A 25997-nucleotide genomic window follows, 5' to 3' on the forward strand; every position below is an offset into this window, starting at 1 on the left:
GTCGATGTATCTTTTTACGGCGGGAAGGGCGATCGAACAGGGACAGGCGGAGCAGGCGCGGACGACGTTAAGCAAAGCAGAAGGGCTGATCAACCGCATTGACGCGATTATCCGCTCCCTGCGCCAGTTTACCCGCCGCGCAGAACTGGAAACGCCGCTGCATCCGGTCGATTTGCGTCAGACGTTTACCGTGGCGTGGGAACTGCTGGAGATGCGTCATAAGCCTCAGCAGGGGACGCTGGTGATACCGGATGACACTGTCTGGATTCAGGGGGACGAAGTGCGCGTCCATCAGGTGCTGGTGAACGTGCTGTCCAATGCCCTCGACGCCTGCCCGCACGCCGCGCAAATCACCGTGAGCTGGCAAATCCAGGGCGGAAGGCTGTGCGTGTTGATTGCCGATAACGGCCCTGGCTGGCCTGCGGCCTTACTCCCTTCGCTGTTAAAGCCGTTCACTACCAGTAAAACCGTGGGGCTCGGAATAGGGCTTTCGATATGTGTTTCGCTGATGACGCAAATGGAAGGGGCGTTGCGCCTGGCGTCGACGTTTACACGCAGTGCCTGCGTGGTGCTGGAATTCAATTTGACGGATGTAAAAGATGTTGAGTAATAACTGTTCGATTCTGCTGATTGACGATGATGCCGATGTGCTGGATGCCTATACGCAGCTGCTTGAGCAAGCGGGGTATCATGTCAGTGCCTGTAATAATCCGTTTGATGCGCGGGAGCAGGTGCCGAAGGACTGGCCAGGCATTGTTTTAAGCGATGTCTGTATGCCCGGCTGCTCCGGTATCGATTTAATGACAGTGTTTCATCAGGATGACGATCTGCTGCCGATTCTGCTTATCACCGGTCACGGCGATGTGCCGATGGCGGTGGAGGCGGTGAAAAAAGGGGCCTGGGATTTCCTGCAAAAGCCGATCGATCCGGGCAAGCTGCTCACGCTGGTGGACGCCGCGCTGCGTCAGAGGCAGTCGGTTATCGCCCGTCGCCAGTATTGTCAGCAAAAATTACAGGTTGAGCTTATTGGCCGCAGCCAATGGACGGTTCGGTATCGCCAGCGCCTTCAGCAGCTGGCAGAAACGGATATTGCGGTATGGCTTTACGCCGAGCCGGGAACCGGCCGCATGACCGGCGCGCGTTACCTGCACCAGTTAGGACGGCACGCTGAAGGTCCGTTTATCGCCTGCGAGCTGACTCCGGCTAACGCCCATACGCTTAATGAACTGATCGCCCAGGCCCAGGGCGGAACGCTGGTCTTAAGTCACCCCGAGCATCTGACTCACGAGCAACAGCATCAGTTGGTACAGCTGCAGAGTCATGAGAAGCGGCCTTTTCGCCTGATTGGTATTGGTAGCGCTTCGCTGGTGGAGTTGGCCGCCAGCAGCCAGATAGTGGCGGAACTCTATTACTGCTTCGCGATGACGCAAATTGGCTGCCAGCCTCTGTCAAAGCGACCTGATGATATCGAGCCGCTGTTTCATCACTATTTGCAAAAAACCTGTCAACGGCTGAATCATCCCGTCCCGGAGGTGGATGCTGGTCTGTTGAAGGGGATGATGCGCCGGGTGTGGCCAAATAACGTTCGCGAACTGGCGAACGCCGCCGAGCTGTTTGCAGTAGGGGTATTACCACTCGCAGAAACGGTTAATCCGCTGATGCACATTGGCGAGCCGACGCCGCTGGATCAGCGGGTTGAGGACGTCGAACGGCAGATCATCACCGAAGCGCTGAATATCCACCAGGGACGTATTAATGAGGTGGCGGAGTATCTGCTGATACCGCGTAAAAAACTTTATCTCAGAATGAAGAAGTATGGTCTGAATAAAGAGCACTACAAAGGGGTTTAGAGCATCTTGTCAGACGATGGTTGAAAATTATGAGGACAGATACAGATTATAAATGCCTTCAAGTCAGCAGAGGCGATTTATGTTATTGTGACTGCTTAAATTTCCTTAAAAGGTGTGACTGTTGAACATGCGAATATTGACTGTGGTTGATTATGATGAGATGTGGCCGACTTTATTTGAGAACGAACGTACTCTGTTGCAGATGACGCTAGGTAAAGTGATATCCCGGATTCATCATATTGGTAGCACCTCGGTGCCTGGATTATCAGCTAAGCCAGTAATAGATATATTAATCGAAGTTGCTAATCTTGAAGGACTGGACAGTCTGAATCAGGCAATGGAGGGTGTAGGATATACTGTACGTGGTGAAAACGGCATTTTAAATCGTAGGTACTTTACAAAAGGTGGAAATCAGCGTAGTCATCATATCCATGCGTTTACCACCGGGGATGCTCAAATCATAAAACACCTGGCATTCCGTGATTACCTTATTAAACACAATGACGTAGCCATTCAGTACGCTTTAATGAAAAAAAGCGCGATGTTATTATGTGAAAATGACAGCCACCGATACAGCATTTATAAAGCGGATTTCATTCAGAAACATCTTCGTATGGCGCTTATTGATGCGGGTCACCTGGGCTAGCCTTCAAATAAACTACAACCCATGTTTTTTTGTAATTTTTCACAGCGTTACCTCTTGTTTCTCCATTATTAGCAAACAGCACGCCTTGCAGACTCCCTGCGGCTTCCTGCAACTGAGCATTCTGAATAAGCGACGGGGCGATAAAGCCGATAACGCATCGTTCAGTATGGAGGCACTATTTCACAACCCCAGCGGCCTGGCCTCCTGTATGAACTCAATCAGAAGGCGAAGCCCGGTCGGCAATTGCCGGCGGCTTGAATAATAGATATGAAAACCTTCCTCCAGTGGGGACCATTCCGTAAGCACCAGACGGAGCCGTCCATCCTTGATATAGGGTGCAACAAGAGGCTCCGGAAAATACATCAGGCCAGCCCCGCCCAATACGGCCACCAGACCCGTTTCGGCATGATTGACCGTCACTGAGCCTGGCACTGTCATTTGGTATGTTTCGCCGTCTCGCGCAAGTTCCCAGCGATAAACCCGATCGTCACCGAGACGATTGCTGATGCAGCGATGGTGTAATAAATCATCCGGATGTTCAGGCGTTCCGTAGCGTTCCAGGTAATCAGGGGAGGCCGCGATAACCCAGCGAATATCGGCAGATAAACGCCGGGCAACCATGTCCTCCGGGACGGTGCCACCGTAGCGGATGCCGGCATCGAAGCCCGCATCAGTCACGTCAACCATACGGTTGCTGGCCACAATATCGATTTCAATATCGGGATAGCGATCCATAAAAGCGGGCATGACCGGCGCAAGCAAAAGATTTGCCGCTTCAACGGCTGCATTGATGCGGATACGTCCGGTAGGGGTATTGCGATACCGGTTAAGCGATTCAAGCGCGCCTTCTATGGTGTCGAAAGGCTGAAGAACAGACTGAACCAGTTCCTCGCCGGCTGCCGTAGGGGTGACGCTCTTGGTCGTGCGATTAAGCAGGCGAACCCCAAGCCGGGTTTCCAGCCCCTTCAGGGCATGACTCAGCGCTGATGCACTGACGCCTAGTTCAATTGCCGCACGGCTGAAGCTGCGATGACGTGCAATCGCCATGAAATAAATAAGATCGGCAACATCAGCTCTGCTTATTTGCATACAGAATAGTTTTCCTTATGCGGCGTTAAAACCCGAATGCGTTGATGAAGAAATGATATACACCTTAGACCGATTAGGGCTAATCCGTTGCTGAATTTTTTTCACAAGTCCATTCATGCACGTCCACTCACTGTACACGTTGTGCTTCGTTATTCTTGAAAATCATGCGCTCTGGCTGGTAGGCCAGGGCGGAACACTCATCTAACGGAGCCGTTTATGAACTATACGCATCTTGGCCGCACCGGCCTGAAAGTCAGCCGCCTTTGTCTCGGAACCATGAATTTTGGTGACGTCACCGACGAGAAGACCAGCGCCCGCATTCTGGATGAGGCGCTTGAGGCGGGTATCAATTTCATTGATACAGCAGACGTGTATGGCACTGAACAATCTCCCGATATCCAGCAAGGCTCGGGGCTGTCCGAGGAAATTATTGGTCGCTGGCTTCAGCAGGGTGGCCGCCGTGAACGCATCGTTCTGGCGACAAAAGTCTATCAGCCTATGGGGCCAGGTCCGAACGATCGCCGGCTTTCTGCGTATCATATTCGCAAGGCCTGCGAGGACAGTTTGCGACGGCTTAATACAGACCATATTGACGTCTATCAGATGCATCACATCGATCGCCATACGCCGTGGGAAGAGATCTGGCAGGCCATGGAACTGCTTGTTCAGCAGGGAAAGGTTCTTTATATCGGTAGCAGCAATTTCGCGGGCTGGGACATTGCGACTGCGCAGTCAGTCGCCACGGCCCGTCATTTCCTGGGCCTGGTTGCCGAGCAAAGTCTTTATAATCTGACAGCCCGCACCATTGAGCTGGAGGTCATTCCCGCATGCCGCCATTTTGGCCTGGGGTTGATCCCCTGGAGCCCGCTTGCCGGAGGGCTGCTTGGCGGCGTACTGAAAAAGATGGCAAGCGGGCGCCGTGCCAGGCCCGCGTTTGCCCGTCTAATCGAACAGTATCGTCCGCAGCTGGAAGCCTACGAGGGATTATGTGAGGACCTCGGCGAAACCCCCTCCGATGTGGCCCTGGCGTGGCTCCTGCAGAATCCTGTCGTTACCGCTCCACTGATTGGGCCTCGTACGGTCGAACAACTCCAGCAAGCGCTTCACGCAACGACAATCACGCTATCAGACGACACCATGAGCTGTCTCGACGAAATCTGGCCCGGCCCCGGGGGAGAAGCGCCCCAGGCTTATGCCTGGTAATGACCAAATTAATGAATCCTTTCTGCGTTAAAGGGAGTTCCAGTTTATGAGCAAGATGATGCATGACCAGCCTTCTGCTGCCGTACCCGCTTCCCGGGACCGGCGCAATTTTCTGATCGCCGGCGCCGGTCTGGCGTTGGCCGCAACCACCCTTGGCAGGAGCGGCGCCGTGATGGCGAAACCGGCTGGTCAGGACACGCCTAACGCCCCTTCGGAAGCTGTTCCCGTCCGGAAGGAAACCTTAACCACGCGTAAACTCGGCTCGCTGGAGGTTTCCGGCATGGGACTCGGGTGCCTGCCGATGGTGGGTTATTACGGCGGAGGTCCGCGCGATCGTAAAGCCATGGTTTCGCTTATCCGGGCAGCCTTCGAACAAGGTATCACGTTCTTTGATACTGCCGAGGTCTACGGCCCCCATCTCAGTGAAGAATTTGTCGGGGAAGCACTGGCCCCTGTTCGCGATCGTGTGGTGATTGCCACCAAGTTCGGCTTCGGCGTGGAGGAGGGGAAGCCCACTTCCCTTAACAGCCACCCTGACCATATCCGCCGTGCCGTAGAGGGCTCGCTAAAGCGTCTGAAAACGGACCACATCGATCTTCTTTATCAGCATCGCCCCGACCCGAATGTGCCGATCGAGGATGTGGCGGAAACCGTGAAGGCGTTGATCCAGGAGGGTAAAGTGAAACACTGGGGGCTGTCGGAAGCGAGTGCCAGGACAATTCGCCGCGCACATGCGGTACTCCCTGTGACTGCGGTGCAGAGTGAGTATGCCATGTGGTGGCGGGAACCGGAGACGCGGATATTTCCAACGCTCGAAGAGCTGGGTATCGGTTTCGTACCTTACTGCCCGACTGCCCGCAGCTTCCTTGCCGGAGCAGTCAATCCAAGCCAGCGGTTCGACAGCACCGATCGGCGGCATAACCTGCCACGCTTCCAGCCCGATGCCCTGGCCAAAAACATGGTGCTGCTTGAATTTGCGCAGTCGTGGGCCCGTCGCAAAAACACCACTCCGGTTCAGTTCGCGCTGGCCTGGGTAATGGCCCAGCGGCCCTGGATTGTCCCAATCCCGGGTACGACGCAATATCCGCACCTGATAGAAAACAGCGGCGCACCGCAAGTCCGGTTGACGGACAGCGAGCTACGCGAAATCGATGCGGCGCTTGCCAAAATCCCATTGCAGGGCGGTCGCGCCGATCCGTTTACCGAAAGTCAGTTTGATAAAAGTTAATACCTGCTGTCACAGGGAGACTGCAGGTGAAGTCTCCCTCTGTATTATTGCCGGGGATAAACCACATGAATGGACTAAATCATAACGCGCTTACATGCAGTGCCGTCCCCATACCGCCCTGGGAGCGTTCTCTTCAGACCGTGGAGGCCCAGCCGTACTTCAGCGTTTCACAGGCGTCGCTCGTGCTCGAAGGGATCGTGTTCGATCGGAACAATAACCTGCTGTTTGTTGATGTGGCGACGGGGCGCGTGTTTAAGCTAACCCCGGAGCGGCAACTTTCCATTGTCCTTAAGGAGAATTCATTCGGTGCTTCCGGCCTGGCGGTACACAAAGATGGACGGATCTTTATCGCCTCGGTGGGCGATATGCAGCGAGGTTCTGTCCGGGCTATCGAACCCAACGGCACCCGTGAGCAGATGATTGTTGCCCCTGATACTGGATTTCTTGTCAACGATCTGGTCTTTGATAATCAGGGCGGATTTTATTTCACTGACAGCCGGGGAAATTCAGCCGATCCACAGGGTGGGGTGTTCTACGTTAGTCCCAATGTCGGGTCAATTCATGCCATCCTGCCTGGACTCGCGGTCGGGAACGGCATAGCGATTGACCCCGCCGGCTCTCAGATATGGGCCACAGAACACGCTAAAAACAGGCTTCATCGCGTAAGACTGTCAGACGCCACCACGGTCGCCCCGTTTGGTTCAGTTGTTACCTATCAGTTCACCGGGCCGGCGCCAGACGGGGCCCGTGTCGACAGCGAAGGCAATGTATATGTGGCCATCTCAGGCCAGGGCCGCGTCATGGTCTTCAACCGCAACGGACTGCCTATTGGGCAAATTGTGCTGCCTGACCGCGACAAAGGCCGTAACCTTAAATCGACAAGCCTGGCGATCCGCCCCGGGCATCGCGAGTTGTTTATTGTCGCTAACAGCGGGACCGAACCTGGTGGAGCGATGATTTTTCGATCGGGCGCATTCGCGCCGGCACCGTTTCCCTTTTCACATCAGTGACCGGGAATGAGTGGTCTGGGAGACCCGGCAACGCCGGGCCAGGGCAGGGTGTTAACAGTTCTGGATTGCTGAAGGCGGTGTGAGGGAAGGCGGCGTATCCGGAAGCGGGGGAATGATCCCGTCAACGGGGTGCGGCAGATACTGTGCCTCGAGTTCTATGATTTCGGCATCGCTCAGAGAAAAGTCCAGCGCGCTGATAGCCGTGGAAAGATGTTCTGGTTTCGTTGCGCCAATGATCGGTGCTGTGATGACCGTTTTTGATAACAGCCAGGCAATTGCAACATGAGCTCTTGGCACCGCGTGCTTTTCGGCAATGCTGGCAACAACATCAATCACGGGCTTATCCAGAAGGGCTGCGTTCTCATACATTTTTAACGCAAAGGCATCGTTTTGCGTTCGTCGGGACGTGACACTCCAGTCGCGCGTGAGCCTGCCGCGTGCCATCGGACTCCAGGGGATCACCCCAACGCCCTGGTCTTCACACAGGGGCAGCATCTCGCGCTCTTCTTCCCGGTAAAGCAGGTTGTATTGCGGTTGCATCGTGATAAATCGGGTCCAGCCGTTACGCTCAGCGGTATGCTGCATTTTTGCAAAGCGCCAGGCTTCCATAGAAGATGCGCCGATGTAACGTACTTTTCCTGCTTTAACGAGGTCATGCAGAGCCTCCATGGTCTCTTCAACAGGCGTGGAGTGGTCAAAGCGGTGAATCTGAAAGAGATCCACATAATCCATGCCTAAGCGCATCAGGCTATCGTCAATAGACTGAAAAATGGCCTTGCGGGAAAGAAACCCGGTGTTGGGTGAGTTGCGCCACGGAAAGAAGGTCTTTGTCGCTACAACGATCTCGTCACGTCTGGCCATTTCTCTCAGCGCTTTTCCAGTAATCTCTTCAGAACTTCCGCCCGAGTAGATATTCGCGGTATCAAAAAAATTAATGCCGGCTTCAAGCGCCTGACGAATGAGCGGTCGTGACGCCTTTTCATCCAGGGACCAGGGTTGAGGCAAACGTTCAGGTTCGCCATAACTCATACAACCGAGACAAAGACGGGAGACTTTCAACCCGCTACGACCCAGATTCACATACTTCATTCGGTGTTCCTTCTTTTATTGCCAGCAATTATGTTTGTGACAGGGTATTGCACTGGTATGAAGGGAACCAGCATGCGCCATTGAATGGTGTTATGAGTTTTTTTCACAAGTAGACAACATTCTCATATGCCAGCCTAGGCCCAAAGTCGGTATAGCGTTCGCGGATAATATTGAGTGCGTACCGGGCAAGACCATCAGGCAGCTGGTTATTGCTGGGTTATCCACGACGGCGGTTAGGCATACTCAGTGGGCCTGATTGATTGTAACGCGAGAGAAGGCGTCGGCACTGGCGATCGGGAATACCCAGGCGCTGCGCGGCCATCTGAGTGGTCAGACGCCGGTCGACAACGTCATGAATGATTTAGAGTCGGTTAACTTCATCCAAAGTAAAAATGCCGGTGCATGATCCGTCATCAGAATCCTTTGATTGGGAAACTATCTTTGAAAGCAGTGATCGCTGTGGTGAGACTGTAGCGCGGACATGTCTATTTGGTCAGAGGCGGATATCTCAATTTAGCTACTACAACATGAGTGCGCATAATGTATATTATGTTAAATGCAATGTCGTACTCAATAACGTCATCTTTGATAGCTGCCTCTTCCCACGTCATTCCTTTCATGCACGTGAATGCTGCGCTATAAGGCAAAATGTTCGAGGTGATAAATCAAGCATGGCTTTTAACAATCACTTCGCCTACTACAGCCTGTTCTCCTACAGTAAAAGCCAGGGAAATTCATTCAGCCACACCTGCTGCTTGTACTGTCCGGCATATTTTACTGCTGTTGCATTTTCTGACCGAACGCGTCACGGGATGCCAGATGAAATGCTCATTTGATAGCGCGCCGCCTGCAGTGTGTATCAACCGGGCTTGATCAGCCACAGACGTGATTATCAAAAAGATGCCAGCTTCGTTTTCCGCACTCAAATGGCGAGTGCCATCGCGACCATAAACAGAACCGCCAGCTGAAGTTGAATGGTGTACTGAAGCCCAACGCAGCCGGCTTCCATGTTGACAGGCTCTGCCTCACCTCCCCCTTCCCTTGTATCTGGTGATTAGCTACCACCAGGGAGCACCTGACTACAACATATCGCAATTCCGTTCATCGCCGAAAAAGCATAAATGCTCTCTCGGGCATTTATGCTTTTATATCGCGGTCAGAAAGATTTGTTATGTTTCATCTATGAATGATACTCGAGCCACTATTCATCCAGCTGAACTGCTTATACTTTTACAGATGAATACAACACACAGTGGATTAGCTTTCACGCTTTGCCATCATCAATGCCAGATCAACGAGACGATTAGAGAATCCCCATTCATTGTCGTACCACGCCAGAATTTTGACCATATTACCGCCAATCACCAGCGTTGATAGACCGTCGATAATCGACGAGCGTGGGTCTCCCTGGTAATCGCTGGAGACGAGCGGTTCATCGCTATAACCCAGGATCCCTTTCAGAGGTCCCGCTGCGGCGGCTTCGCGAAAAGCATTGTTCACCTCTTCGACCGTCACATCTCGCTCAAGCGTGACGGTGAGGTCAACAATGGACACCACTGGCACAGGGACGCGTAGCGAGTATCCCGTTAAACGCCCATCCAGCTCAGGAATAACTTTACCCAGAGCCTTCGCTGCGCCGCTGGAGTAAGGCACAATCGACAATACGGCGGCGCGAGCCCCGCGCAGATCTTTTTCCGGCTGATCGTGCAGCGCCTGGCTGTTGGTGTAGGCATGGGTGGTGTTCATCAGACCATGCTTAATACCGAAATGCTGGTGCAGGACCTGTGCAGCAGGTGCAAGACCATTGGTGGTGCAGCTTCCGTTGCTGATCACGTAGTGTTTATCCGGGGAGTAAAGGCTCTCATTAACGCCCATCACAATGGTTAAATCATCGTTTTTACCTGGGGCAGAGATAATCACGCGCTTGGCGCCACCGCTGTGGATATGTACAGCAGCCTTTTCACGGTCCGTGAATAATCCTGTAGCCTCAATAACGATGTCGACTTCACACTGACGCCACGGAATACTGGCCGGGTTGCGTTCACTGAATACGGTAATGGGTTTACCATCAACAACAAGCCCCCCTTCACCCGCGGTGACCTCTGCATCCAGCTTACCGAGAAGCGAGTCGTATTTCAGCAGATGCGCCAGCGTTTTGCTGTCCGTCAAATCGTTGATTGCCACAATTTGAATATCCGGATTATTCAGTGCTGCGCGCAGTACATTGCGTCCGATCCGGCCAAAACCGTTAATACCGACCTTTACCATAATTAACTCCTTATCGATTATCGCTGGAGTCAGAGTAGGACGGACGGGTTATGGCGTAAATGACAAAAAAGGATCACTTTACGCCATTTTGCGACAGTGAAATCGTTGACGATATTCACCTGGAGTGAGGTTAAGCTGTTTCTCAAACAAGCGTCGCAGGTTAATACTGCTGCCAAATCCCGTTTGCTCGGCGATACGATCCAGCGTCTCGTGAGTCTGCTCCAAACGCTGCCGCGCGGCGGCCAGGCGGGCTTCCGCGACGTACCGCGCTGGCGAAGCGCCGGTTTCCCGGGTAAAGACGCGGGTGAAATTTCGCGGACTCATGGCGACTTTTTCCGCCAGCTTATCTACGCTGAGGTCGGCGGTGAGGTTTTCGAGCAACCACGCCAGCAGATCGTTAATCGGGCCCTGGGTGGCGGTCTGCTGAAGGTTATAGCGGCTAAACTGCAGCTGGCCTCCCGGGCGACGCAGATACATGACGAAGTCCTGGGCGATATCGCGCGCCAGGCTGAAGCCATAGTCTTCTTCAACCAGCGCCAGCGTAAGATCAAAGCCGGAACTGACCCCGCCAGAGGTCCAGATATGTTCGTCCTGAATATAGAGCGGCCCGCCCTCGACGCGGATCTGCGGGAATTCCGCCTGCATGGTTTCCAGCAGCTTCCAGTGGGTAGTGGCCCGTCTGCCGTCCAGCAGTCCGGTTTGCGCCAGCAGCATCGCACCGCCGCAAATGGAGACTATGCGGCGGGCATGGGGAGCGGCAAGACGCAACCAGTCAACCACCGCCATCCCCTCCTGCGGGTTTTGACCTCTGCCGGTAATCATGATGGTATCGAGGGGCTCGCGAGGGTCAATCTCATGCAGACGATGGTCGGCCAGCAGATTTAAACCTGACTGACCATGGATAACCTGATGCGGTTGAGTTGTCGCTAGCTTGACCTGGTAGCAGATTTCCCGGGCACCTTCCGGGTGCAGGCGGTTGGCCTGCATCAGAATGTCAGCAATACCGGCGGATTCAAACAGCATGCCGCCATCGGGTACAATAATAAGTATCTTTTTCATGTCCTGAAAAGTAATCTTTTTACAGAATAAGTCAACAAAAGGATGTAAAAACCTGAAGGCTCGGAAAGAGTGGTTTCATACGTGCCTTCAGTTTCAGGGAGATGAACGTTAAACAGGTAGATTTTGCCTCACAGTACAGGCAGCATCACTTTGACAGGACATCACGAAGGTAGAATCTCAATCGTGGCTGCCCTGGCGCGTATCCCTGTCATTGCGGAAACATAGCTGCTGCCGGAGTACTTTTTCAGGTAAGCCTGATCAATTTTACTTTCAAGCTCAGGGTCCGAGGGTTTTGCGAACATTACGTCGAATTCCTGTCCGATAGCCAGTATCTTACCTGCCTGCTGGGACAATGCAGCCTGATACCATTTTGAACGGATACCACTATAGGCTCGGACGAAAAGTCGGTTGTCCACCTTCACTTCCCATATCCATGTCGGCGTACCGGTCGTATTCATATCGGGATGATACGGTGCGATTTTCAGGTCGTCGGCCGCATCTATTCTTGTTAATACTTCAGGGTTCCAGTACATATACCTCTCCTCTTTCATATGCGGTTGCTTTTTTCTGTCGCAGGATTAACTCGATAATATTCGGAAATTAATATCGCATCAGGAATTAGTGCCAGCTTTATCAGTAACAATAGAATACCCAACACCCCATGCTAAGAGAGCAGTATCTGTCGTTTGTCCCACAGACACTGCATCTGAAAACACCGGACGGTGCTATGGCTTATTTATTAAGATTTTTGTTGAAAAATGCAGTGATGTTATCGAACGGGATCTTGTCCATACGATCATATAAATCAACATGGGTAGCATTTTTTACAATCAGCAGCTCTTTTGGCTGATTTGCCGCTTCATAAGCCGTTTTGGAGAAGTAAAGCGAATGCGCCTTTTCACCATGGATGAACAGGATCGGGCGCGGAGAAATTTCCTTAATATAGGTCATGAGCGGGAAATTCATAAAGGCCATCGGCGTTGTCACGGACCATGAATTGCCAGAGTTGACGGCTCGGGGATGATAGCCGCGTTTAGTCATGTAGTAGTCCGCATAGTCCACGAGGAACTGTGCTTCACCGCCCTTCAGTTTATTATAGGCTGGCTGGTATGCCGGTTTGCCGTTTGCTGCATCTTCCCAGCGTTGAAGACTCATCTTCTCCAGCGCCTGCTCGCGTTGCTCCGGTGTTACGCTGTCATTGTAGCCTTTTGACATTATGCGGCTCATATCATACATGGTGCTGGCAACGACCGCTTTTACGCGCTTATCCACGGCAACAGCGTTCAGGGCAATCCCCCCCATGCCGCAGATACCGATGACACCGATACGTTCACGATCCACATAAGGTTGTAGTCCCATAAAATCGACTGCAGCCATAAAGTCTTCGGTATTGATATCGGGTGAAGCAATATTGCGGGGTTCACCACTGCTTTCACCGGTATAAGACGGATCAAATGCCAGCGTCACGAATCCGCGCTCTGCTAAAGTCTGAGCATAGAGACCCGAGGCCTGCTCTTTTACCGCGCCAAAAGGCCCGGAAATAACAAGCGCAGCAAGCTTCTTGTTCCCGCGATCTTTTGGAAGATACACATCTGCGGCCAGCGTAATGCCGTAACGGTTTTTAAAAGTAACTTTTTGATGATCCACTTTTTCGCTCCTTGGGAAAGTTTTATCCCACGTCTGAACCAGACGGCCTGAAGAATCTGCTGTGCCTGGTGCAGGCTGGGCCACCGCAACTTCTGTTGAAATCAGAGCCATCGCCCCGGCAAGGAGTGCGCCATTAAAAAAGCGCGTCGAAGATATTAGCGTCATGATATTAAAACCTTTCATTGGATATTGAGGGACCTATTTCAGACAACATGCATGAGTATTTCAGTTACAACTTTCGGCCGGTAATCACTGGCGATACCAAACGCTTTGACATTGATCTGGACGTTCTCAACGATAGCGGGCAGATCTGCTTCCTTGATGTTCAGCTGTTCAAGACGTGTTGGCGTACCAATTTCTTCAAACCACTTCTCAAGCGCAGCGATGCCGTCGTGGCAGTTAAAAAATGTCTTAAACCTGAACGGGTTAAATTTGCTCGCGGTGAACCCTGATTTCAGGACACTGCCTCATTTCAGAGTTATTATTTTGAATGTCTTTAATATAAGGTGTTATTAAAATACTCTGCATTATTTGCCTGATCCTCTGAACCTAATCTCAAAGCGTGTATTTCAGTTTTCATAGCTGCTAAGTTGATAACCTCAAAAGAGGTCAAAAGTGTGGGGCATTACAGAATGATTCCTGACAAATCGGTTGAAATACTGCTGGGTGAGCTATCGAGGGATATTGCACAGCGCACACCCGGCACCGGCGATTTCCCTACCGCCGTAGAAGGGCTCGAATTGTTTCGCCGAAACGAACCCGCTCCCCCGGTAAGCTGCCTGGTCCCTCCCAGTATCGTTCTGGTGGCCGATGGCGCGAAGATCATGTGGGTTGGGGGTGAACCTTATGAATATAATGCGGAAAAATTCCTGATTACCTCTCTTGACCTGCCGGCCAGTTCGGAAATATTGCAGGCTTCGACATCCCAGCCCTGCGTCGGCGTAGCCTATAAGCTTGACCAGCGCGTGCTAATGGAATTAATTGCCCAGGGAAGCCTGCCGCCGGTCAAAAAACGAGACGCGGGAACGAGTGTCGGGATAGGTACTATTACCGATGCTTTGCTGGAGCCTTTCTGCCGTCTGCTTTCTTTGCTTGACGAACCTGAAGCCATTCCTGTTCTCGGGCCGCTGATCCAAAGAGAGATACACTACCGGCTTTTGATGAGCGATCAGTCCGATCATCTCAGACAGATTGCAGCAGTCGACGGCCATGGCTACCGTATCGGTAAAGCTATCGACTGGTTAAAGACCAATATTGCATCACCTTTACGCGTCGAGGAACTGGCAAGTCGGGTGCAAATGAGCACGCCCTCTTTCCACCACCATTTCAGGCAGCTTGCGGGGATGAGCCCGCTACGGTATCAGAAATGGCTGCGCCTCAATGAAGCCAGGCGACTGATGCTGAATGAACATTACGATGTCACCACAGCAGCCTATGCGGTCGGTTACGAAAGCCTGTCCCATTTCAGCCGGGAATATACGCGGATGTTCGGGGAATCGCCCAAGAGGGATATTACTGAACTGAGAAAGTCAGCGGGTAAGCTTTAATCAATTCTGGACCGCCTGTACCATGCCTGGTCTTCGATATCCCCCGGCACGTGAGTCGAATACCCGGAACTTTATCCCCGCCCTGAGGGACGGGGTTTTACGACGCGCTGGTTAGTGACAACGTCACAGCAGCGCACTAAAGATGCTCCTCTTCATCCAGCGAGATCACCTGAATGCCAGCATTACGATACGCCTGAACGTCATCAGGCAGACGATCCACCACTACGGTGTCAATGCGATCTGCGGCGGTAAATTGGGCAAGCGAGGTGTTATTCAGCTTGCTATAGTCGCAGACAATAATCACCTGACTGGCGTGTTCCACCATGCCGCGTTTCGTTTCTGCCAGCATGATATCGGCCACGCAGGCGCCGTGTTTCAGCGACAGCGAATTGGTGCCCATAAATGCTTTATCGACGTTTAGCGTGTCGAGAATGGAACGTCCGTTGATCGCCACCACGCAGTGGTATCCCTTCTTAACGATCCCCCCGAGCAGAATCGTTTGAATCGAGGGACTGGCCTCAAGCTCCCGGGCGATTTGGTAATCATTGGTAACCACCGTGACGTTCTGTCTGTCACGAATATTGCGCGCGATATGTAGCGTCGTGGTACCGGTATCCAGCACGATTATATCGCCATCCTCAACCAGCGCCGCCGCGCGCTGGCCGATCCGCTCTTTCGCGCTGAGATTGACAATTTCGCGATCGTCCGACGCCTGTTCAAAGCTTGCCCGGGTACGAAGAACGGCTCCGCCATGCGTTCGGGTCAGCAACCCCTCCTCTTCCAGCTGGCGGAGATCGGCACGAATGGTAGCGCCAGATACATTAAAGACGTCACACATCTCAGAAACAGCAACTTTGCGTTTTTCCCTGAGAATACCGAGTAACTTCTCCTGTCTTTCTTCTGCAAACATTCTGCCTCTCTCTTTTTTACAGCTCGTTACGCGCGTAGCGGCGCTGGCTTACCTTTGCGTATCAGTCGGGTCCTACGCTGAGCGCATCCAGCCTGTCGTATAAGGCAGCGGATTGCCGGTACAGCGTATCAAAAAGCTCGCAGCAGGCGTGGTAATAATCCCGCAGACGGGGATCCGGTGAGATCAGTTTGTCGAACTGCACCGTTTGCCGCACGCCGCTGGCAAAATCGGCGTACAACCCTACGCCAACCCCGGCGATAATACCGCATCCGGTGACGCCATTCTCCTGATTACGCGTAGATAATATCGGCAGATTGTACGCTGCGGCTTTGATTTCAAGCCACAGCGAGCTGCGCGCGCCGCCGCCGGAAGCGATCATTTGTTGCGGATACTGCCCGCACTTCTGCAGCTGCCGAAGATTGCGCCAGGATGCAAAGGCCACCCCTTCCAGAACTGCGCGGAATAAATGACCGCGGCGATGCTTGCGCTGCAGGCCAAAAAACTGTGCCCGCGAGTTCGTGTGTTCGGCCAGACGTTCTCCCGTCAGATAGGGAAGAAACAGCAGCCCTTCTGCCCCCGCCGGCACCGCCGCCGCTTCCTGTAAAAGCTGTGGATGCGTAATCTGGTTATCGGCAAGTGCCAGCCGCGCCCAGCGAACGGCATCGCCGCCGGCGTCGAGGATCGTAAATCCGCCCCAGGCCGCGTTGGCAAGATGTAGATTATTAACCAGCGGATGGTGTAACGGCCGCGGCGACACCACCGTCATCAGCGTCGACGTGCCGGTTGAATCAGACGCCATCCCCGGTTCATACACACCCGAGCCCAGCAGAGAGGCCGCCATATCCGACGTCCCGGCAACCACCGGGATACCCGCCGGCAGTCCCGTCAGGTCGGCTGCGCGCTGCGTCACCTGGCCGATTATGTCGCTGGAAAGTTTAAGCTCCGGGAGCTGATCGACCCGCAGACCAAACGTTTCGCAGGCTTGCGAAGACCAGCTACGGGTTTCGCTGTCCATCAGGAAATAGCACGACGCTTCGCTATAATCGGTCGCCATGGCACCGGTCAGCATGAAATTAATATAGTCCTTCGGCATTAATACTTTGGCGAGCTGCGACCAGCGATCCGGATGATTTTCGCGCCACCAGGCTAACTTGAAAGCGGGCCATGCTGCCGCAGGCGGATTATTCAAATGCGCCAGCCACTTTTCCCAACCTTCGCGCGCGTTAAAGGCGTCAACTTGCGGCTGGCTGCGCTTATCATTCCACAGCAACGCCCTATCCTCCACCAGCTCGCCACGGTCGTCCAGAAGGAAGGTGCCATGCATCTGTCCGCAAGCACCAATAACCGCAATTTGCGCTGCCGTTTCAGGATAGCGGTAAAGCACCTCGCGTATACAGTCGCAGGCGGCCTGCCACCATAAAGACGGGGCCTGTTCTGACCAACCTGCACGCGGCGTGGTTTGCTCATACTCTCTTTGCGCAAAGCCGATCATCGCGCCGTCAATGCGCACAATAGCGGCGCGGGTACTGCCAGTGCCAACATCAATCGTGAGTATTTTATCTTTCATCACTAACTCCGGTGACGTCTTAAGGCGGGCCACCAGGCCCGCGGTCTCTCAGTTTAATCGGCGTTCAGCTCGGGAAAACGTTCCGGGTGCTGCTCCAGTTCAGCCAGCACCTTGGTTACCGCGCCATGGCTCATGCCAAAGCGGCGCACGCCAAGCTGGTACAGCGCACGCACCGTGGCCAGATCGCGAATGCCCCCGGCGCCTTTGATATCGATTCGGCCTTTAAGCTGGTCGGCGATGATCCTGACTTTTTCCACCGTGGCGCCGGTGGGCGCCCAGCCGGTAGAGGTTTTGACCCACTTCATCCCCACCTCTACGGCAATTTCGCACACGCGACGAATCTGCTCCTCATTAAGATAGTGCGTTTCAAGGATCACTTTGGCCGGTACCGGGGCGGCGGCTTCCACCACGCGGCGCAAATCTTCGCGCACATAGTCATAATCGCCGGAGAGCACTTTGCCGATATTCACGACCATATCCACTTCCCGAGCGCCGTCGGCAATCAGCTGCCGCACTTCCTGAACCTTGGTATCGGTGGTATGCCCACCGCCGGGAAAGCCGACCGGACCGCCAATCATCACCTCTCCCGTACCCTGCTGCGGCAGCAACGTACTGAGAAAGCGCGTCCAGCAAGGCAGTACGTGGACGGAAATAATGTTGTATCTGGCAGCCAGCTCGGCGCAGGCGCGAACATCCGCTTCGGTACTGGTGGCCTGAACTGCGCTCAGATCAACTAAACGTGCAAAACGATGGGTTGTTTCATTCATGGTCTTATCCTGTCCTTTGTTTTTAATTGCTTTCATTTAATGCTGATATTTGGCTTAAATCCATTTAAAAACGCATTAAATGAAAATAACGTGATCAAATTAGCATTTTTTTATTTTCATTTGTTTTTAATTAGCAGCAGAAAATAAGCGTTAACCTTGCAGAGCAGGCGTAATCGGGCATAAATGGGCGCAAAAGCAATCTTGCATTTATTTTTGTTTGTTTTTGTTTATGCCTGAATCACGAGCGAAATAGCGCAAACCGCTGACGGAAGTGAAGCGAAATGCGTGCGCTATCACAGTGTTCGGCTGCGGATAGCTTGCCTTCGTGGGACATTCCCGAGGTCTCAACGCTCTGCGCAAGGGAAAGGTAATCTGATTATGTACTTCAGGAGAGAGCTATGTTGCCGCTGGAACGTCATCGTTTGATTGTTGAACTGCTGGGCCAACACGGCGTCATGCGGGTGAATGAGATTGCGCAAGCGACTCGGGTCTCCAGGGAAACGATTCGCCGCGATCTGAGCGAGCTGGAACGCAAAGGGATCTTAACCCGAAGCCACGGTGGAGCGCTGGCGGCGGAAAATCCGCTGCCGGCGACCCGGGCGGCGGCATCCGCCCTGCCAGTTGAAGATAGCCAGGGAAGCTTTCAGCACAGAACGCTGCTGCACAGCGAAGGCAAAATGCGCGTGGCCCGTAAAGCACTGCAGTTTCTCCAACCGGGACAGACCATTGTCCTGGACGGGAGTAGCACCAGCTGGTTTTTGGCCCGGCAGATGCCGGAGATGGCGTTGACGGTGATTACGCCCTCCATTCGCATCTTACAAACTCTGATGAGCCGACGCTCGTTGCATCTCGTCGGGCTGGGGGGCGATTTCTCCCCGACCGAAGAGTCGTTCTTCGGGGAAACCGCCTCACGAACGCTACGCGAATATGCCATTGATACGCTCTTTTTCTCCTGCCAGGGGCTGGAGCGCGATAGCGGCTTGTATGCGGGTACGCAAGCCCACGCCGCCCTGCTGAAACAGATGCTGCTGGCCGCCCGTCAGACTGTGGCTTTGGTCGACGGCAGCAAGCTGGGGCGAACAGGCGTCGCGCGTATCGGCGGACTGGGCGAGCTGGACTGTCTGGTGACTGAAAGGTTTGTCGATCCGCTGCTGGAAAAAGAGATGACCTGGCATAACGTCAGCCTGCAAATCGCCTGAGTACGCCGTCATGACGTGACGGTTAATACGCGCAATGTCGAAACGCTGCTTACCGCGGCAGGGCCAGACTTTGCCTGAATTCAGCCACCACCGGAATAAATGAGGCCTTATGCGTTATTACCTTTCTCCCTCGCTGATGTGTATGGACATGATGAAGCTGACGGAACAGCTGCGCTTTCTAAACAGCAAAGCCGACAGGCTGCATGTCGACATCATGGACGGCCACTATGTCAAAAATCTGGCGTTGTCGGCCAGCTTTGTGGCGCAGATCCGTCCCTACACCTCGCTTCCTATCGATGTCCATCTGATGGTCGAAGCGCCCGCTTCGTTTATACCGGCGCTGTTAGACGCCGGCGCAGACGCCTTCTCACTGCATCCGGAGACCATCTGCCGCGAAGCGTTCCGGGTTATCAATATGCTTCGTCAGGCGGGGAAAGAGGTGGGAATGGTGCTCAATCCCGCCACACCGGTTGAGAGCATCCAGCACTATCTGCATCTGCTCGATAAGGTGACGGTGATGACCGTCGACCCAGGCTATGCCGGTCAGCCGTTTATTCCTGAAATGCTCGCCAAAATTACGCAGCTTCATCAGCTCAAAGAGACCGGCAGCCTCCGCTTCTTGCTGGAAGTCGATGGCTCCTGTAACCGCAACACCTACCGCGCGCTGCTGGGCGCCGGCGCACAGATATTAGTGATGGGCAGCAGCGGTTTATTCCGCGCTGATATGCCGCTCGAGCTGGCCTGGGAAACCATGTCCCGCGAACTGTCCGCCGCGCTGCACTCCCCCGAGCTGGTATAGAGGAGCGAATGATGTCAGGAAAAGTCTGTGTTTTTGGTTCATTCAATTTCGACATGGTCGCCAGGGTGGATCGCTTTCCGGTACCAGGTGAGTCGTTAGTGGCCTGCGGAAGTATGACCAGCGCCGGAGGTAAAGGGGCGAACCAGGCCACCGCCGCGCTAAAAGCGGGAGCAAATGTCCACTATATCGGCAAGATTGGCAATGACACCTTCGGCCATTTTGCCCGCCGTCATCTGAAAGGCGTGGGCTTCAATGCTGTGACGCTGCTGGTCGCCGAAGAGATCCCCACCGGCAATGCGCTGATTTATGTCGCCGGTAACGATGCCGAAAACATGATTGCCGTCGATCCCGGCGCGAATATGACGGTGACCGATGATGAAATCGCCGGCTGCATTCCCGCTATCGGCTGCGCGGATGTGGTTCTGGTTCAGCTGGAGAACAATCTTTCCGCCATTGAACAGGTCGTAGACGCCGGCAAACAAGCCGGGGCCCTGGTGATGCTCAATCCCGCGCCCTGGCAGCCCGTTGAGCGCGCCCTTCTTAGCAAAGTGGATTTACTTACACCGAACGCCACGGAGGCCGGGTTAATGACCGGACGCCGGGTTGACAGTCTGGCGGCCGCGGCTGAGGCCGCCGACGTGTTGCATGCTCAGGGCGCGCGCAACGTCATTATCACTCTCGGCGCCAGCGGCGCCCTGCTGAGCGAGCAGGGAGTGAAATCTCGTGTTCCCTGCTTTCCTTCTCACCCCCGCGACACCACCGGTGCGGGCGATGCCTTCAACGGCGCGCTGGCGGCGCGGCTGGCCTGCGGGGAACCGCTACAGGCCGCAGCCCGATTCGCGGCGGCCTATGCCGCCGTCAGTGTCGAAAAGCAAGGCGCCTCATCTTTACCTGAGTACCTGGAGGCACAGGAACGGCTTCTCCGTGCCGCCGCTGATTATGAAATGGCATAAACCCTACTGTATAAAAAACATGAAGAGGATAGCTCAATGAGTACGCTAATCACGGATAAGGTCGATAACGCAGCGGTCCAAAAAGAAAAACTGGACACCAGTGCGTATTTACCCCATACCCCCTGGCTGCAATTTTTACTGGTCTGTTGCCTGTTTGCGCTATGGGGGATGGCGGGCAACCTGAATGATATTTTGATCGCCCAGTTTAAAAAGGGCTTCGATTTAACGGATACCCAGACAGCGCTGGTGCAGTCGATTTTTTTCCTCGGCTACTTTTTTGTCGCCCTGCCCGCGGCGGCGCTGATTAAGCGTTTTTCCTATAAAGCGGCGATTATTATTGGGCTGTGCCTGTACGCCCTCGGCTGCTTCCTGTTCGTTCCGGCCGCACAGATCATGACCTACGGCGCATTCCTCGCCTGCCTCGGAGTGATCGCCTGCGGACTCTCTTTTCTGGAAACGTCGGCAAACACCTACTCCAGCCTGCTGGGTCCGATTCAATCCTCCACCCAGCGTATTAACTTTTCGCAGATCTTCAACTCGCTGGGCGTGATCTCCGGCGTATTAATTGGCCAGCTGATGGTCTTTGGCGAAAACGATCCGAGTCATGAACAACTGCTGGCGATGCCCGCCGCCGCTGCAGACGTTGCACGCCATCAGATGGTTGGTCAGGTGGTCGGGCCCTATCTGATTATCGGCTCCGTACTGGTGGTGCTGGCGCTGGTGTTCGTGTTTATTAAATTCCCGTCGTGCAAGGGCGCGCCCGCTCAACAGCAACAACTCCCGACGGAAAGCATGGGGCCAACGCTGAAACGCCTGTTTGCTATCCCGCGCTTTCGCCTCGGGATCCTGTCGCAGTTTTTGTACGTCGGCGCCCAGGTTGGCGTATGGAGCTTCACGATTCGCTTTGTGCAGCTCGTGCAGCAAGGCACCAGCGAGCACTCCGCGACTTACTGGCTGCTGGCTTCTCTGGTGATTTACGCCGTGGGAAAAACCGTGGCCACCTGGTTGATGAACCGTCTGAATCCGGCGATGCTGCTCGGAACGTTTGCCCTGGCCGCCACCGCCCTGTTACTTATTGCCGTTTTCAGCGGTTCAATGCTGGCGGTCTATGCGCTCATTCTGGTCAGCTTCTGTATGGCGCCATGCTGGCCGACGAACTTTGGTCTGGTGATCAAAGGGATGGGGAAAGATACCCAGACCGCAGGCTCGATCGTGGTGATGTCGATTATCGGCGGGGCCGTAATTCCTCTGGTGATGGGCATTATCTCGGATATGAACGGCGGCAATATGCAAATCGCCTTTATCGCTCCGCTCCTGTGCTTTGTGTATGTCGCTTTCTACGGCTTCTGGTGCGTGCGTAAGGGGGTATAACATGCGCGAACTTATCAACACGATTGCTCATATTGGCTATCAGGTCAGTGACTTAACGCGTTCGCTTGCCTTCTATGAACCGCTGGGCTTTCAGCGCCAGCAGCGGTTTAGCAAGCCATCGCCACAGGGCACTATTGAAGTTGCGTTCCTGGAAATGGCGGGCGCCGTCCTCGAGCTGTATCAGCTTCCCGCTGGAACGCCCTTTGACGCCCCTCGCTGCGGTATCGATCATCTGGCGCTGGAAGTCAGCGACCTGGATGCGGTGCAGCAGCGGCTGGCGGCGCTCGGTTATCCGCTCGATGAAGGGCCGATAGAAGAAGACAACGTGCGCTTCCTGCTTATTCGCGGCCCCGATGGCGAACGGCTCGAGTTCGATGCCTGTAAACGCTAAGCGACAGGGCTGACCCCTTCACTCTTTTAGGCCCGGTTAATACGGGTCTAAAAGATAGCGTCCTCTGGCATTATTCACGTCGGTTTGATTCGCGGATATCTCTCCCCCACCCGGTCTCTCCTGCCCATTGTGCAATGTTACAAAATTGCTTCTGTTTTGTTGATTTTCTATTGTGAGCCATTCGGCAATTTCCTCTCCTGAATTTCCCCAGACTACTCCTACTCAATACGCGATATCAGGAGAGACACATGAACAGCACCTCCGCCGACTTCCAGAATCTGTACCAGGCCCTGAGCCACAGCGCCGCCCGCAGCCCGGATGCCCTGGCGCTGGCGTTTGAGGATCGGCGCTATCTGTACCGCGATTTTCATCTGCGGGTACAGCGAGCGATGGCGCAGCTTGATCGCGGCTGGTCGCTGCGCAAAGGCGACCGTATTCTGTTGGCCTGGGGCAATCACCCCGCTTTTTGCGAAGTCCTTTTTGCCGCGCTGGGTTTGGGCATCGAAGTGGTGCCTTTCAGCACCAAGCTTAAGCAGGCCGAAAGCGAGGCGCTGGTAGGCCATATCGCTCCCCGGGTTGTCCTGTTCGATGCGACCGTGCAGGACTGGCTGAAAAACACCCCCGACGCGCGTGCGGTTTCACTCAGCGAATGGCAGGCGCTCTGCCTTCCCGAACCGCTGACCCGCCCGCCGGTCCCGGTTAACCGCGACGATACGGCGGTGATGATGTTCACCTCCGGCACCACCGGAGAGCCTAAAGGGGCGATTATCACCCACAATAACCTGCTCTGCGCGATTGACGCCTATACGCAAAAACTGAATCTCACCGCCGCGGATAGCACCATCCTGGCGGTACCTATCTATCACATCACCGGCCTGTCGGCGCTGCTGGCGCTGTTTATTAGCCTCGGCGCGAGCATCTGGCTGCAGCATCGGTTCAATGCCCCGCAGGTGATCACCACCCTGCGCGAGCAGAACATTACCTTTCTGCACGGCTCGCCCACCATTTTTATCCTTCTTTGCCAGGCTGCGCGTGAGCAGAGCGCCAGCCATCCCAGCGATTTTCCGGCATTGCGCACGATTGCCTGCGGCGCTGGCCACTTGAGCGATGGACTGATCAAGGAGTTAAAAACCCTGTTTCCGCATACCGCGATTCAGCCAATCTACGGCCTCACCGAAACGACCTCGCCTGCGACGATTTTTGCGGGCGACGTCTGGGGCAGCGATAAATGCGGCAGTTCAGGTCAGGCGATCCCGGGTCTCGCCATTACCATCCGCAACGATCGCCAGCAGCCCCTCCCCGCCGGACAAATCGGCCATATCTGGCTAAAAGGCGATGTGGTGATCCGCGAATACTGGCAGCACAGCGAGCGACGCCCGAGCTGCGATGCGCAGGGCTGGTTTTGTACCGGCGATCTGGGCTATCTCGACGACGAAGGCTGGCTGTACATCAAAGACCGCAGCAAGGACATGATCAATCGCGGCGGCGAGAAAATTTACTCACTGGAGCTGGAAAACATTCTCTCTACCTATCGGGGAGTACGGGAAGTTGCCGTCATCCCGACCCCCAGCCCGGTCTACGGCGAAGAGCCCGTGGCGTTTATCGTGCCGGATGGCCAGCATCACCTGACCAGCGAAGAGATCCTCGACTGGCTGAAGGTCAAAATCGCCCGCTTTAAGCTACCGGCGCGCATTATTTTCACCCGTGCTTTACCGCGTACCCACAACGGCAAAGTGAGCAAACAGCAGCTCAAAACGCGTCTCGCAGAATCCATCATCACGCTATCAACGGAGGATAAAAAGTGAGCAGCAAATTTATCGACGCCCATGAGGCGGCGCGGTGGGTCGCCAGCGGCGACACCATCTGCACCGTCGGGATGACGCTTATCGGCGCGGCGGAGTCCATTTTAAGCGCCATCGAAGCGCGCTTTCTGACTGCGGGCGAACCGCGTGACCTGACGCTACTGCATGCCGCAGGGCAAAGCGATCGCCAGCGCGGTATCCAGCACTTTGCCCATCCGGGTATGGTGACCCGCCTTATCGGTTCGCACTGGGGCCTGGCGCCGCGCTGGATGGCGATGATCAACAACAACGAAGTTGAAGCCTGGTGCCTGCCGCAGGGGCAGATCGTTCATCTCTATAGCGCGATGGCCGCCGGACTGCCGGGGCGGCTTTCCCCCGTCGGTCTCGGTACCTTTGTCGATCCGCGCATAGAGGGCGGAAGGATGAACGCCCGCACCCGCGAACGACCCAATCTGATCGAGCACGTCACGTTTCGCGGCGACGAATATCTGTTTTATCCGGCTCTTCCTCTGGACGTGGTCATTGTGCGCGGCACCCATGCTGATGAAGACGGCAACCTCACGACCGATGAAGAGGTGATGAAGCTGGAAGTCCTGCACGCCGTTCTCGCCGCCAGACGCTACGGGGCGAAGGTGCTGGCGCAGGTGAAATATCGCGTAGCGAAAGGCTCGCTGCATCCGAAAAGCATCACCGTTCCCGGCAACCTGATCGACGCCATCGTGGTATGCGAAGAGCCGCAGACGGATCACCGCCAGACTTCAAGCTGGGCCTTCGACCCAGCGCTGTGCGGCGATATCCAGCTGCCCGCCGCGCAAAATGCGCCGCTGCCGCTGGACCTGCGCAAGCTTATCGGGCGGATTGCCTGCCGCTATCTGACCCCCGGCTGCGTCATCAATCTCGGCACCGGTATTCCCAATGACGTGATTGGCGCCATCATTCACGAGGAACAGCTCGGCGAGCAGGTCACCATCACCGTCGAGTCAGGGATCTACGGTGGGCAGCAGGCGGGTGGCGTGGATTTTGGTATCGGCCGTAATCTGAGCGCGATGATTAGCCACCAGGATCAAATGCTCTACTACAACGGCGCAGGGGTCGACATCACCTTTATGGGCGCCGGCGAGATGGACCCGCACGGGCACGTCAATGCCACACGGCTCGGCGCATCCTGCCCCGGCGCGGGCGGTTTTATCGATATCACCCAGAATGCCCGCCACGTCGTGTTCTGCTCCTCTTTTACCGCCAAGGGGCTGGAGATCGCCTGTGAACACGGGGCGCTGCATATCCGCCGCGAAGGCGAAGTGCGTAAATTCGTCGCCGGGGTAAACCAGATTTCTTACAACGGCGAACTGGCCCGCGCCAAAGGACAAACCATGCATTACGTCACCGAACGGGCGGTTTTCGAACTGCGCCCGGAAGGACCGGTGCTGACGGAAATCGCCCCCGGCATCGATCTTGAGCGCGACATCCTGGCGCATATGGATTTTCATCCGGCGATCGCCGCGGATCTTCAGGTTATGGACAGCCGTTTGTTCACCCCGCCGCCCTGCGGTCTCGCGGAACATCTGTCCCGGAATTCATCCTCTGACTCATAAGGAACGTTGC

Annotated in this window: 27 protein-coding genes; 17 read left to right on the forward strand and 10 right to left on the reverse strand. The window is 54.7% G+C overall.

Annotation, left to right across the window (positions count from 1 at the left end):
• The 3 genes from KHQ28_RS04965 to KHQ28_RS04975 all read left to right on the forward strand — a co-directional run.
• On the forward strand, positions 1-610 hold a 610-nt coding region (locus tag KHQ28_RS04965; protein ID WP_266097864.1), incomplete at its 5' end, for an ATP-binding protein.
• On the forward strand, positions 600-1850 hold the full coding sequence (locus KHQ28_RS04970) for a sigma-54 dependent transcriptional regulator (protein WP_032419476.1): 1251 nt from the start codon (positions 600-602) through the stop codon (positions 1848-1850). The genes KHQ28_RS04965 and KHQ28_RS04970, both read left to right, overlap by 11 nt.
• Before the next feature lie 127 nt (positions 1851-1977).
• Positions 1978-2496, forward strand: a complete 519-nt coding sequence (locus tag KHQ28_RS04975; protein WP_023325219.1) for a GrpB family protein — start codon at positions 1978-1980, stop codon at positions 2494-2496.
• Between the two features lie 180 nt (positions 2497-2676).
• Here KHQ28_RS04975 and KHQ28_RS04980 read toward each other — a convergent pair whose 3' ends face one another.
• A complete protein-coding gene (locus tag KHQ28_RS04980; RefSeq protein ID WP_032418956.1) occupies positions 2677-3585 on the reverse strand; it encodes a LysR family transcriptional regulator in 909 nt (302 codons plus the stop codon).
• A 216-nt stretch (positions 3586-3801) separates the two neighbouring features.
• Here KHQ28_RS04980 and KHQ28_RS04985 point away from each other — a divergent pair, with 216 nt between their 5' ends.
• The 3 genes from KHQ28_RS04985 (at position 3802) to KHQ28_RS04995 (ending at position 7026) form a co-directional block, all read left to right on the forward strand.
• Complete coding sequence (locus KHQ28_RS04985) at positions 3802-4788, forward strand: aldo/keto reductase (protein ID WP_004891953.1); 987 nt, start codon at positions 3802-3804, stop codon at positions 4786-4788.
• Between the two features lie 46 nt (positions 4789-4834).
• Positions 4835-6016 (forward strand): aldo/keto reductase, encoded by a 1182-nt coding sequence (locus tag KHQ28_RS04990; RefSeq protein ID WP_032418957.1) that lies wholly within the window; start codon positions 4835-4837, stop codon positions 6014-6016.
• 65 nt (positions 6017-6081) lie between these two features.
• Positions 6082-7026 (forward strand): SMP-30/gluconolactonase/LRE family protein, encoded by a 945-nt coding sequence (locus tag KHQ28_RS04995; RefSeq protein ID WP_032418958.1) that lies wholly within the window; start codon positions 6082-6084, stop codon positions 7024-7026.
• Positions 7027-7077: 51 nt separating this feature from the next.
• Here the strand turns inward: KHQ28_RS04995 and KHQ28_RS05000 are convergent, their stop codons facing one another.
• Complete coding sequence (locus tag KHQ28_RS05000) at positions 7078-8115, reverse strand: aldo/keto reductase (protein ID WP_032418959.1); 1038 nt, start codon at positions 8113-8115, stop codon at positions 7078-7080.
• Positions 8116-8332: 217 nt separating this feature from the next.
• Complete coding sequence (locus KHQ28_RS29085; RefSeq protein ID WP_077257447.1) at positions 8333-8437, reverse strand: helix-turn-helix domain-containing protein; 105 nt, start codon at positions 8435-8437, stop codon at positions 8333-8335.
• On the opposite strand from KHQ28_RS29085, the gene KHQ28_RS29090 reads away from it, so the two are divergent.
• Together KHQ28_RS29090 and KHQ28_RS05010 are read left to right on the forward strand one after the other, a co-directional pair.
• Positions 8402-8521, forward strand: coding sequence for a hypothetical protein (locus tag KHQ28_RS29090; RefSeq protein ID WP_223168828.1), 120 nt, complete (start codon positions 8402-8404; stop codon positions 8519-8521). The two genes, KHQ28_RS29085 and KHQ28_RS29090, sit on opposite strands and share 36 nt — an antisense overlap.
• 265 nt (positions 8522-8786) lie before the next feature.
• On the forward strand, positions 8787-8951 hold the full coding sequence (locus KHQ28_RS05010; RefSeq protein ID WP_032418960.1) for a hypothetical protein: 165 nt from the start codon (positions 8787-8789) through the stop codon (positions 8949-8951).
• A 421-nt stretch (positions 8952-9372) separates the two neighbouring features.
• Here the strand turns inward: KHQ28_RS05010 and gap are convergent, their stop codons facing one another.
• From gap to KHQ28_RS05030, 4 genes are all read right to left on the reverse strand, one after another.
• Positions 9373-10383, reverse strand: coding sequence for a type I glyceraldehyde-3-phosphate dehydrogenase (gene gap / locus KHQ28_RS05015; protein WP_032418961.1), 1011 nt, complete (start codon positions 10381-10383; stop codon positions 9373-9375).
• 78 nt (positions 10384-10461) lie between these two features.
• On the reverse strand, positions 10462-11442 hold the full coding sequence (locus KHQ28_RS05020) for a GlxA family transcriptional regulator (RefSeq protein ID WP_002904870.1): 981 nt from the start codon (positions 11440-11442) through the stop codon (positions 10462-10464).
• Positions 11443-11603: 161 nt separating this feature from the next.
• Complete coding sequence (locus KHQ28_RS05025; protein WP_032419477.1) at positions 11604-11975, reverse strand: DUF2255 family protein; 372 nt, start codon at positions 11973-11975, stop codon at positions 11604-11606.
• A 199-nt stretch (positions 11976-12174) separates the two neighbouring features.
• Positions 12175-13272 carry an alpha/beta hydrolase gene (locus KHQ28_RS05030; protein WP_032418962.1) on the reverse strand — a complete coding sequence of 366 codons (1098 nt, stop codon included), beginning with the start codon at positions 13270-13272 and terminating at the stop codon, positions 12175-12177.
• 29 nt (positions 13273-13301) lie between these two features.
• Here KHQ28_RS05030 and KHQ28_RS05035 point away from each other — a divergent pair, with 29 nt between their 5' ends.
• Both KHQ28_RS05035 and KHQ28_RS05040 read left to right on the forward strand, forming a co-directional pair.
• Complete coding sequence (locus KHQ28_RS05035; protein ID WP_032418963.1) at positions 13302-13541, forward strand: hypothetical protein; 240 nt, start codon at positions 13302-13304, stop codon at positions 13539-13541.
• A gap of 180 nt (positions 13542-13721) precedes the next feature.
• A complete protein-coding gene (locus KHQ28_RS05040) occupies positions 13722-14636 on the forward strand; it encodes an AraC family transcriptional regulator (RefSeq protein WP_004199872.1) in 915 nt (304 codons plus the stop codon).
• Positions 14637-14772: 136 nt separating this feature from the next.
• Here the strand turns inward: KHQ28_RS05040 and KHQ28_RS05045 are convergent, their stop codons facing one another.
• The 3 genes from KHQ28_RS05045 to deoC all read right to left on the reverse strand — a co-directional run bounded on the left by KHQ28_RS05045 (position 14773) and on the right by deoC (position 17916).
• A complete protein-coding gene (locus KHQ28_RS05045; RefSeq protein ID WP_032418964.1) occupies positions 14773-15546 on the reverse strand; it encodes a DeoR/GlpR family DNA-binding transcription regulator in 774 nt (257 codons plus the stop codon).
• 61 nt (positions 15547-15607) lie between these two features.
• A complete protein-coding gene (locus KHQ28_RS05050; RefSeq protein WP_032418965.1) occupies positions 15608-17113 on the reverse strand; it encodes an FGGY-family carbohydrate kinase in 1506 nt (501 codons plus the stop codon).
• 53 nt (positions 17114-17166) lie between these two features.
• Complete coding sequence (gene deoC / locus KHQ28_RS05055; protein WP_004143406.1) at positions 17167-17916, reverse strand: deoxyribose-phosphate aldolase; 750 nt, start codon at positions 17914-17916, stop codon at positions 17167-17169.
• 362 nt (positions 17917-18278) lie between these two features.
• Between deoC and KHQ28_RS05060 the strand changes: the two genes are divergently transcribed.
• The 7 genes from KHQ28_RS05060 to KHQ28_RS05090 all read left to right on the forward strand — a co-directional run bounded on the left by KHQ28_RS05060 (position 18279) and on the right by KHQ28_RS05090 (position 25987).
• Positions 18279-19079, forward strand: a complete 801-nt coding sequence (locus tag KHQ28_RS05060; RefSeq protein WP_004143408.1) for a DeoR/GlpR family DNA-binding transcription regulator — start codon at positions 18279-18281, stop codon at positions 19077-19079.
• Between the two features lie 109 nt (positions 19080-19188).
• Entirely contained in the window at positions 19189-19878 is a 690-nt protein-coding gene (gene alsE / locus KHQ28_RS05065; RefSeq protein WP_004151641.1) for a D-allulose 6-phosphate 3-epimerase, read from the forward strand.
• Between the two features lie 11 nt (positions 19879-19889).
• The gene (locus KHQ28_RS05070; RefSeq protein WP_019705675.1) at positions 19890-20831 is read left to right on the forward strand and encodes a ribokinase; all 942 of its coding nucleotides are present in this window, start codon (positions 19890-19892) and stop codon (positions 20829-20831) included.
• A 36-nt stretch (positions 20832-20867) separates the two neighbouring features.
• Positions 20868-22202, forward strand: coding sequence for an L-fucose:H+ symporter permease (gene fucP / locus KHQ28_RS05075; protein WP_002904849.1), 1335 nt, complete (start codon positions 20868-20870; stop codon positions 22200-22202).
• A 1-nt stretch (position 22203) separates the two neighbouring features.
• The gene (locus KHQ28_RS05080) at positions 22204-22593 is read left to right on the forward strand and encodes a VOC family protein (RefSeq protein ID WP_004176179.1); all 390 of its coding nucleotides are present in this window, start codon (positions 22204-22206) and stop codon (positions 22591-22593) included.
• A gap of 248 nt (positions 22594-22841) precedes the next feature.
• Entirely contained in the window at positions 22842-24398 is a 1557-nt protein-coding gene (locus KHQ28_RS05085) for a class I adenylate-forming enzyme family protein (RefSeq protein ID WP_032418966.1), read from the forward strand.
• Positions 24395-25987 (forward strand): acyl CoA:acetate/3-ketoacid CoA transferase, encoded by a 1593-nt coding sequence (locus KHQ28_RS05090; protein ID WP_032418967.1) that lies wholly within the window; start codon positions 24395-24397, stop codon positions 25985-25987. The genes KHQ28_RS05085 and KHQ28_RS05090 overlap by 4 nt, the downstream gene beginning before the upstream one ends.
• The last annotated feature ends 10 nt before the right edge of the window (positions 25988-25997 follow it).

This window comes from Klebsiella sp. 28 (assembly GCF_018223905.1).
Classification (GTDB): Bacteria; Pseudomonadota; Gammaproteobacteria; order Enterobacterales; family Enterobacteriaceae; genus Klebsiella; species Klebsiella pneumoniae.

Bases quoted from the DNA above. Each gene is read 5' to 3' on its own strand.
- KHQ28_RS05035 (WP_032418963.1), top strand. From the start codon at position 13,302: ATGCATGAGTATTTCAGTTACAACTTTCGGCCGGTAATCACTGGCGAT.
- KHQ28_RS05070 (WP_019705675.1), top strand. From the start codon at position 19,890: ATGTCAGGAAAAGTCTGTGTTTTTGGTTCATTCAATTTCGACATGGTC.
- KHQ28_RS29085 (WP_077257447.1), bottom strand. From the start codon at position 8,437: ATGGCCGCGCAGCGCCTGGGTATTCCCGATCGCCAGTGCCGACGCCTT.
- KHQ28_RS05040 (WP_004199872.1), top strand. From the start codon at position 13,722: ATGATTCCTGACAAATCGGTTGAAATACTGCTGGGTGAGCTATCGAGG.
- KHQ28_RS04995 (WP_032418958.1), top strand. From the start codon at position 6,082: ATGAATGGACTAAATCATAACGCGCTTACATGCAGTGCCGTCCCCATA.
- KHQ28_RS05085 (WP_032418966.1), top strand. From the start codon at position 22,842: ATGAACAGCACCTCCGCCGACTTCCAGAATCTGTACCAGGCCCTGAGC.
- KHQ28_RS05030 (WP_032418962.1), bottom strand. From the start codon at position 13,272: ATGAAAGGTTTTAATATCATGACGCTAATATCTTCGACGCGCTTTTTT.
- KHQ28_RS05045 (WP_032418964.1), bottom strand. From the start codon at position 15,546: ATGTTTGCAGAAGAAAGACAGGAGAAGTTACTCGGTATTCTCAGGGAA.
- KHQ28_RS05010 (WP_032418960.1), top strand. From the start codon at position 8,787: ATGGCTTTTAACAATCACTTCGCCTACTACAGCCTGTTCTCCTACAGT.
- KHQ28_RS05025 (WP_032419477.1), bottom strand. From the start codon at position 11,975: ATGTACTGGAACCCTGAAGTATTAACAAGAATAGATGCGGCCGACGAC.
- KHQ28_RS04970 (WP_032419476.1), top strand. From the start codon at position 600: ATGTTGAGTAATAACTGTTCGATTCTGCTGATTGACGATGATGCCGAT.
- KHQ28_RS04975 (WP_023325219.1), top strand. From the start codon at position 1,978: ATGCGAATATTGACTGTGGTTGATTATGATGAGATGTGGCCGACTTTA.
- gap (WP_032418961.1), bottom strand. From the start codon at position 10,383: ATGGTAAAGGTCGGTATTAACGGTTTTGGCCGGATCGGACGCAATGTA.
- KHQ28_RS04980 (WP_032418956.1), bottom strand. From the start codon at position 3,585: ATGCAAATAAGCAGAGCTGATGTTGCCGATCTTATTTATTTCATGGCG.
- KHQ28_RS05020 (WP_002904870.1), bottom strand. From the start codon at position 11,442: ATGAAAAAGATACTTATTATTGTACCCGATGGCGGCATGCTGTTTGAA.
- alsE (WP_004151641.1), top strand. From the start codon at position 19,189: ATGCGTTATTACCTTTCTCCCTCGCTGATGTGTATGGACATGATGAAG.
- deoC (WP_004143406.1), bottom strand. From the start codon at position 17,916: ATGAAAGCAATTAAAAACAAAGGACAGGATAAGACCATGAATGAAACA.
- KHQ28_RS05050 (WP_032418965.1), bottom strand. From the start codon at position 17,113: ATGAAAGATAAAATACTCACGATTGATGTTGGCACTGGCAGTACCCGC.
- KHQ28_RS05000 (WP_032418959.1), bottom strand. From the start codon at position 8,115: ATGAAGTATGTGAATCTGGGTCGTAGCGGGTTGAAAGTCTCCCGTCTT.
- KHQ28_RS04990 (WP_032418957.1), top strand. From the start codon at position 4,835: ATGAGCAAGATGATGCATGACCAGCCTTCTGCTGCCGTACCCGCTTCC.
- KHQ28_RS05060 (WP_004143408.1), top strand. From the start codon at position 18,279: ATGTTGCCGCTGGAACGTCATCGTTTGATTGTTGAACTGCTGGGCCAA.
- KHQ28_RS05080 (WP_004176179.1), top strand. From the start codon at position 22,204: ATGCGCGAACTTATCAACACGATTGCTCATATTGGCTATCAGGTCAGT.
- fucP (WP_002904849.1), top strand. From the start codon at position 20,868: ATGAGTACGCTAATCACGGATAAGGTCGATAACGCAGCGGTCCAAAAA.
- KHQ28_RS04985 (WP_004891953.1), top strand. From the start codon at position 3,802: ATGAACTATACGCATCTTGGCCGCACCGGCCTGAAAGTCAGCCGCCTT.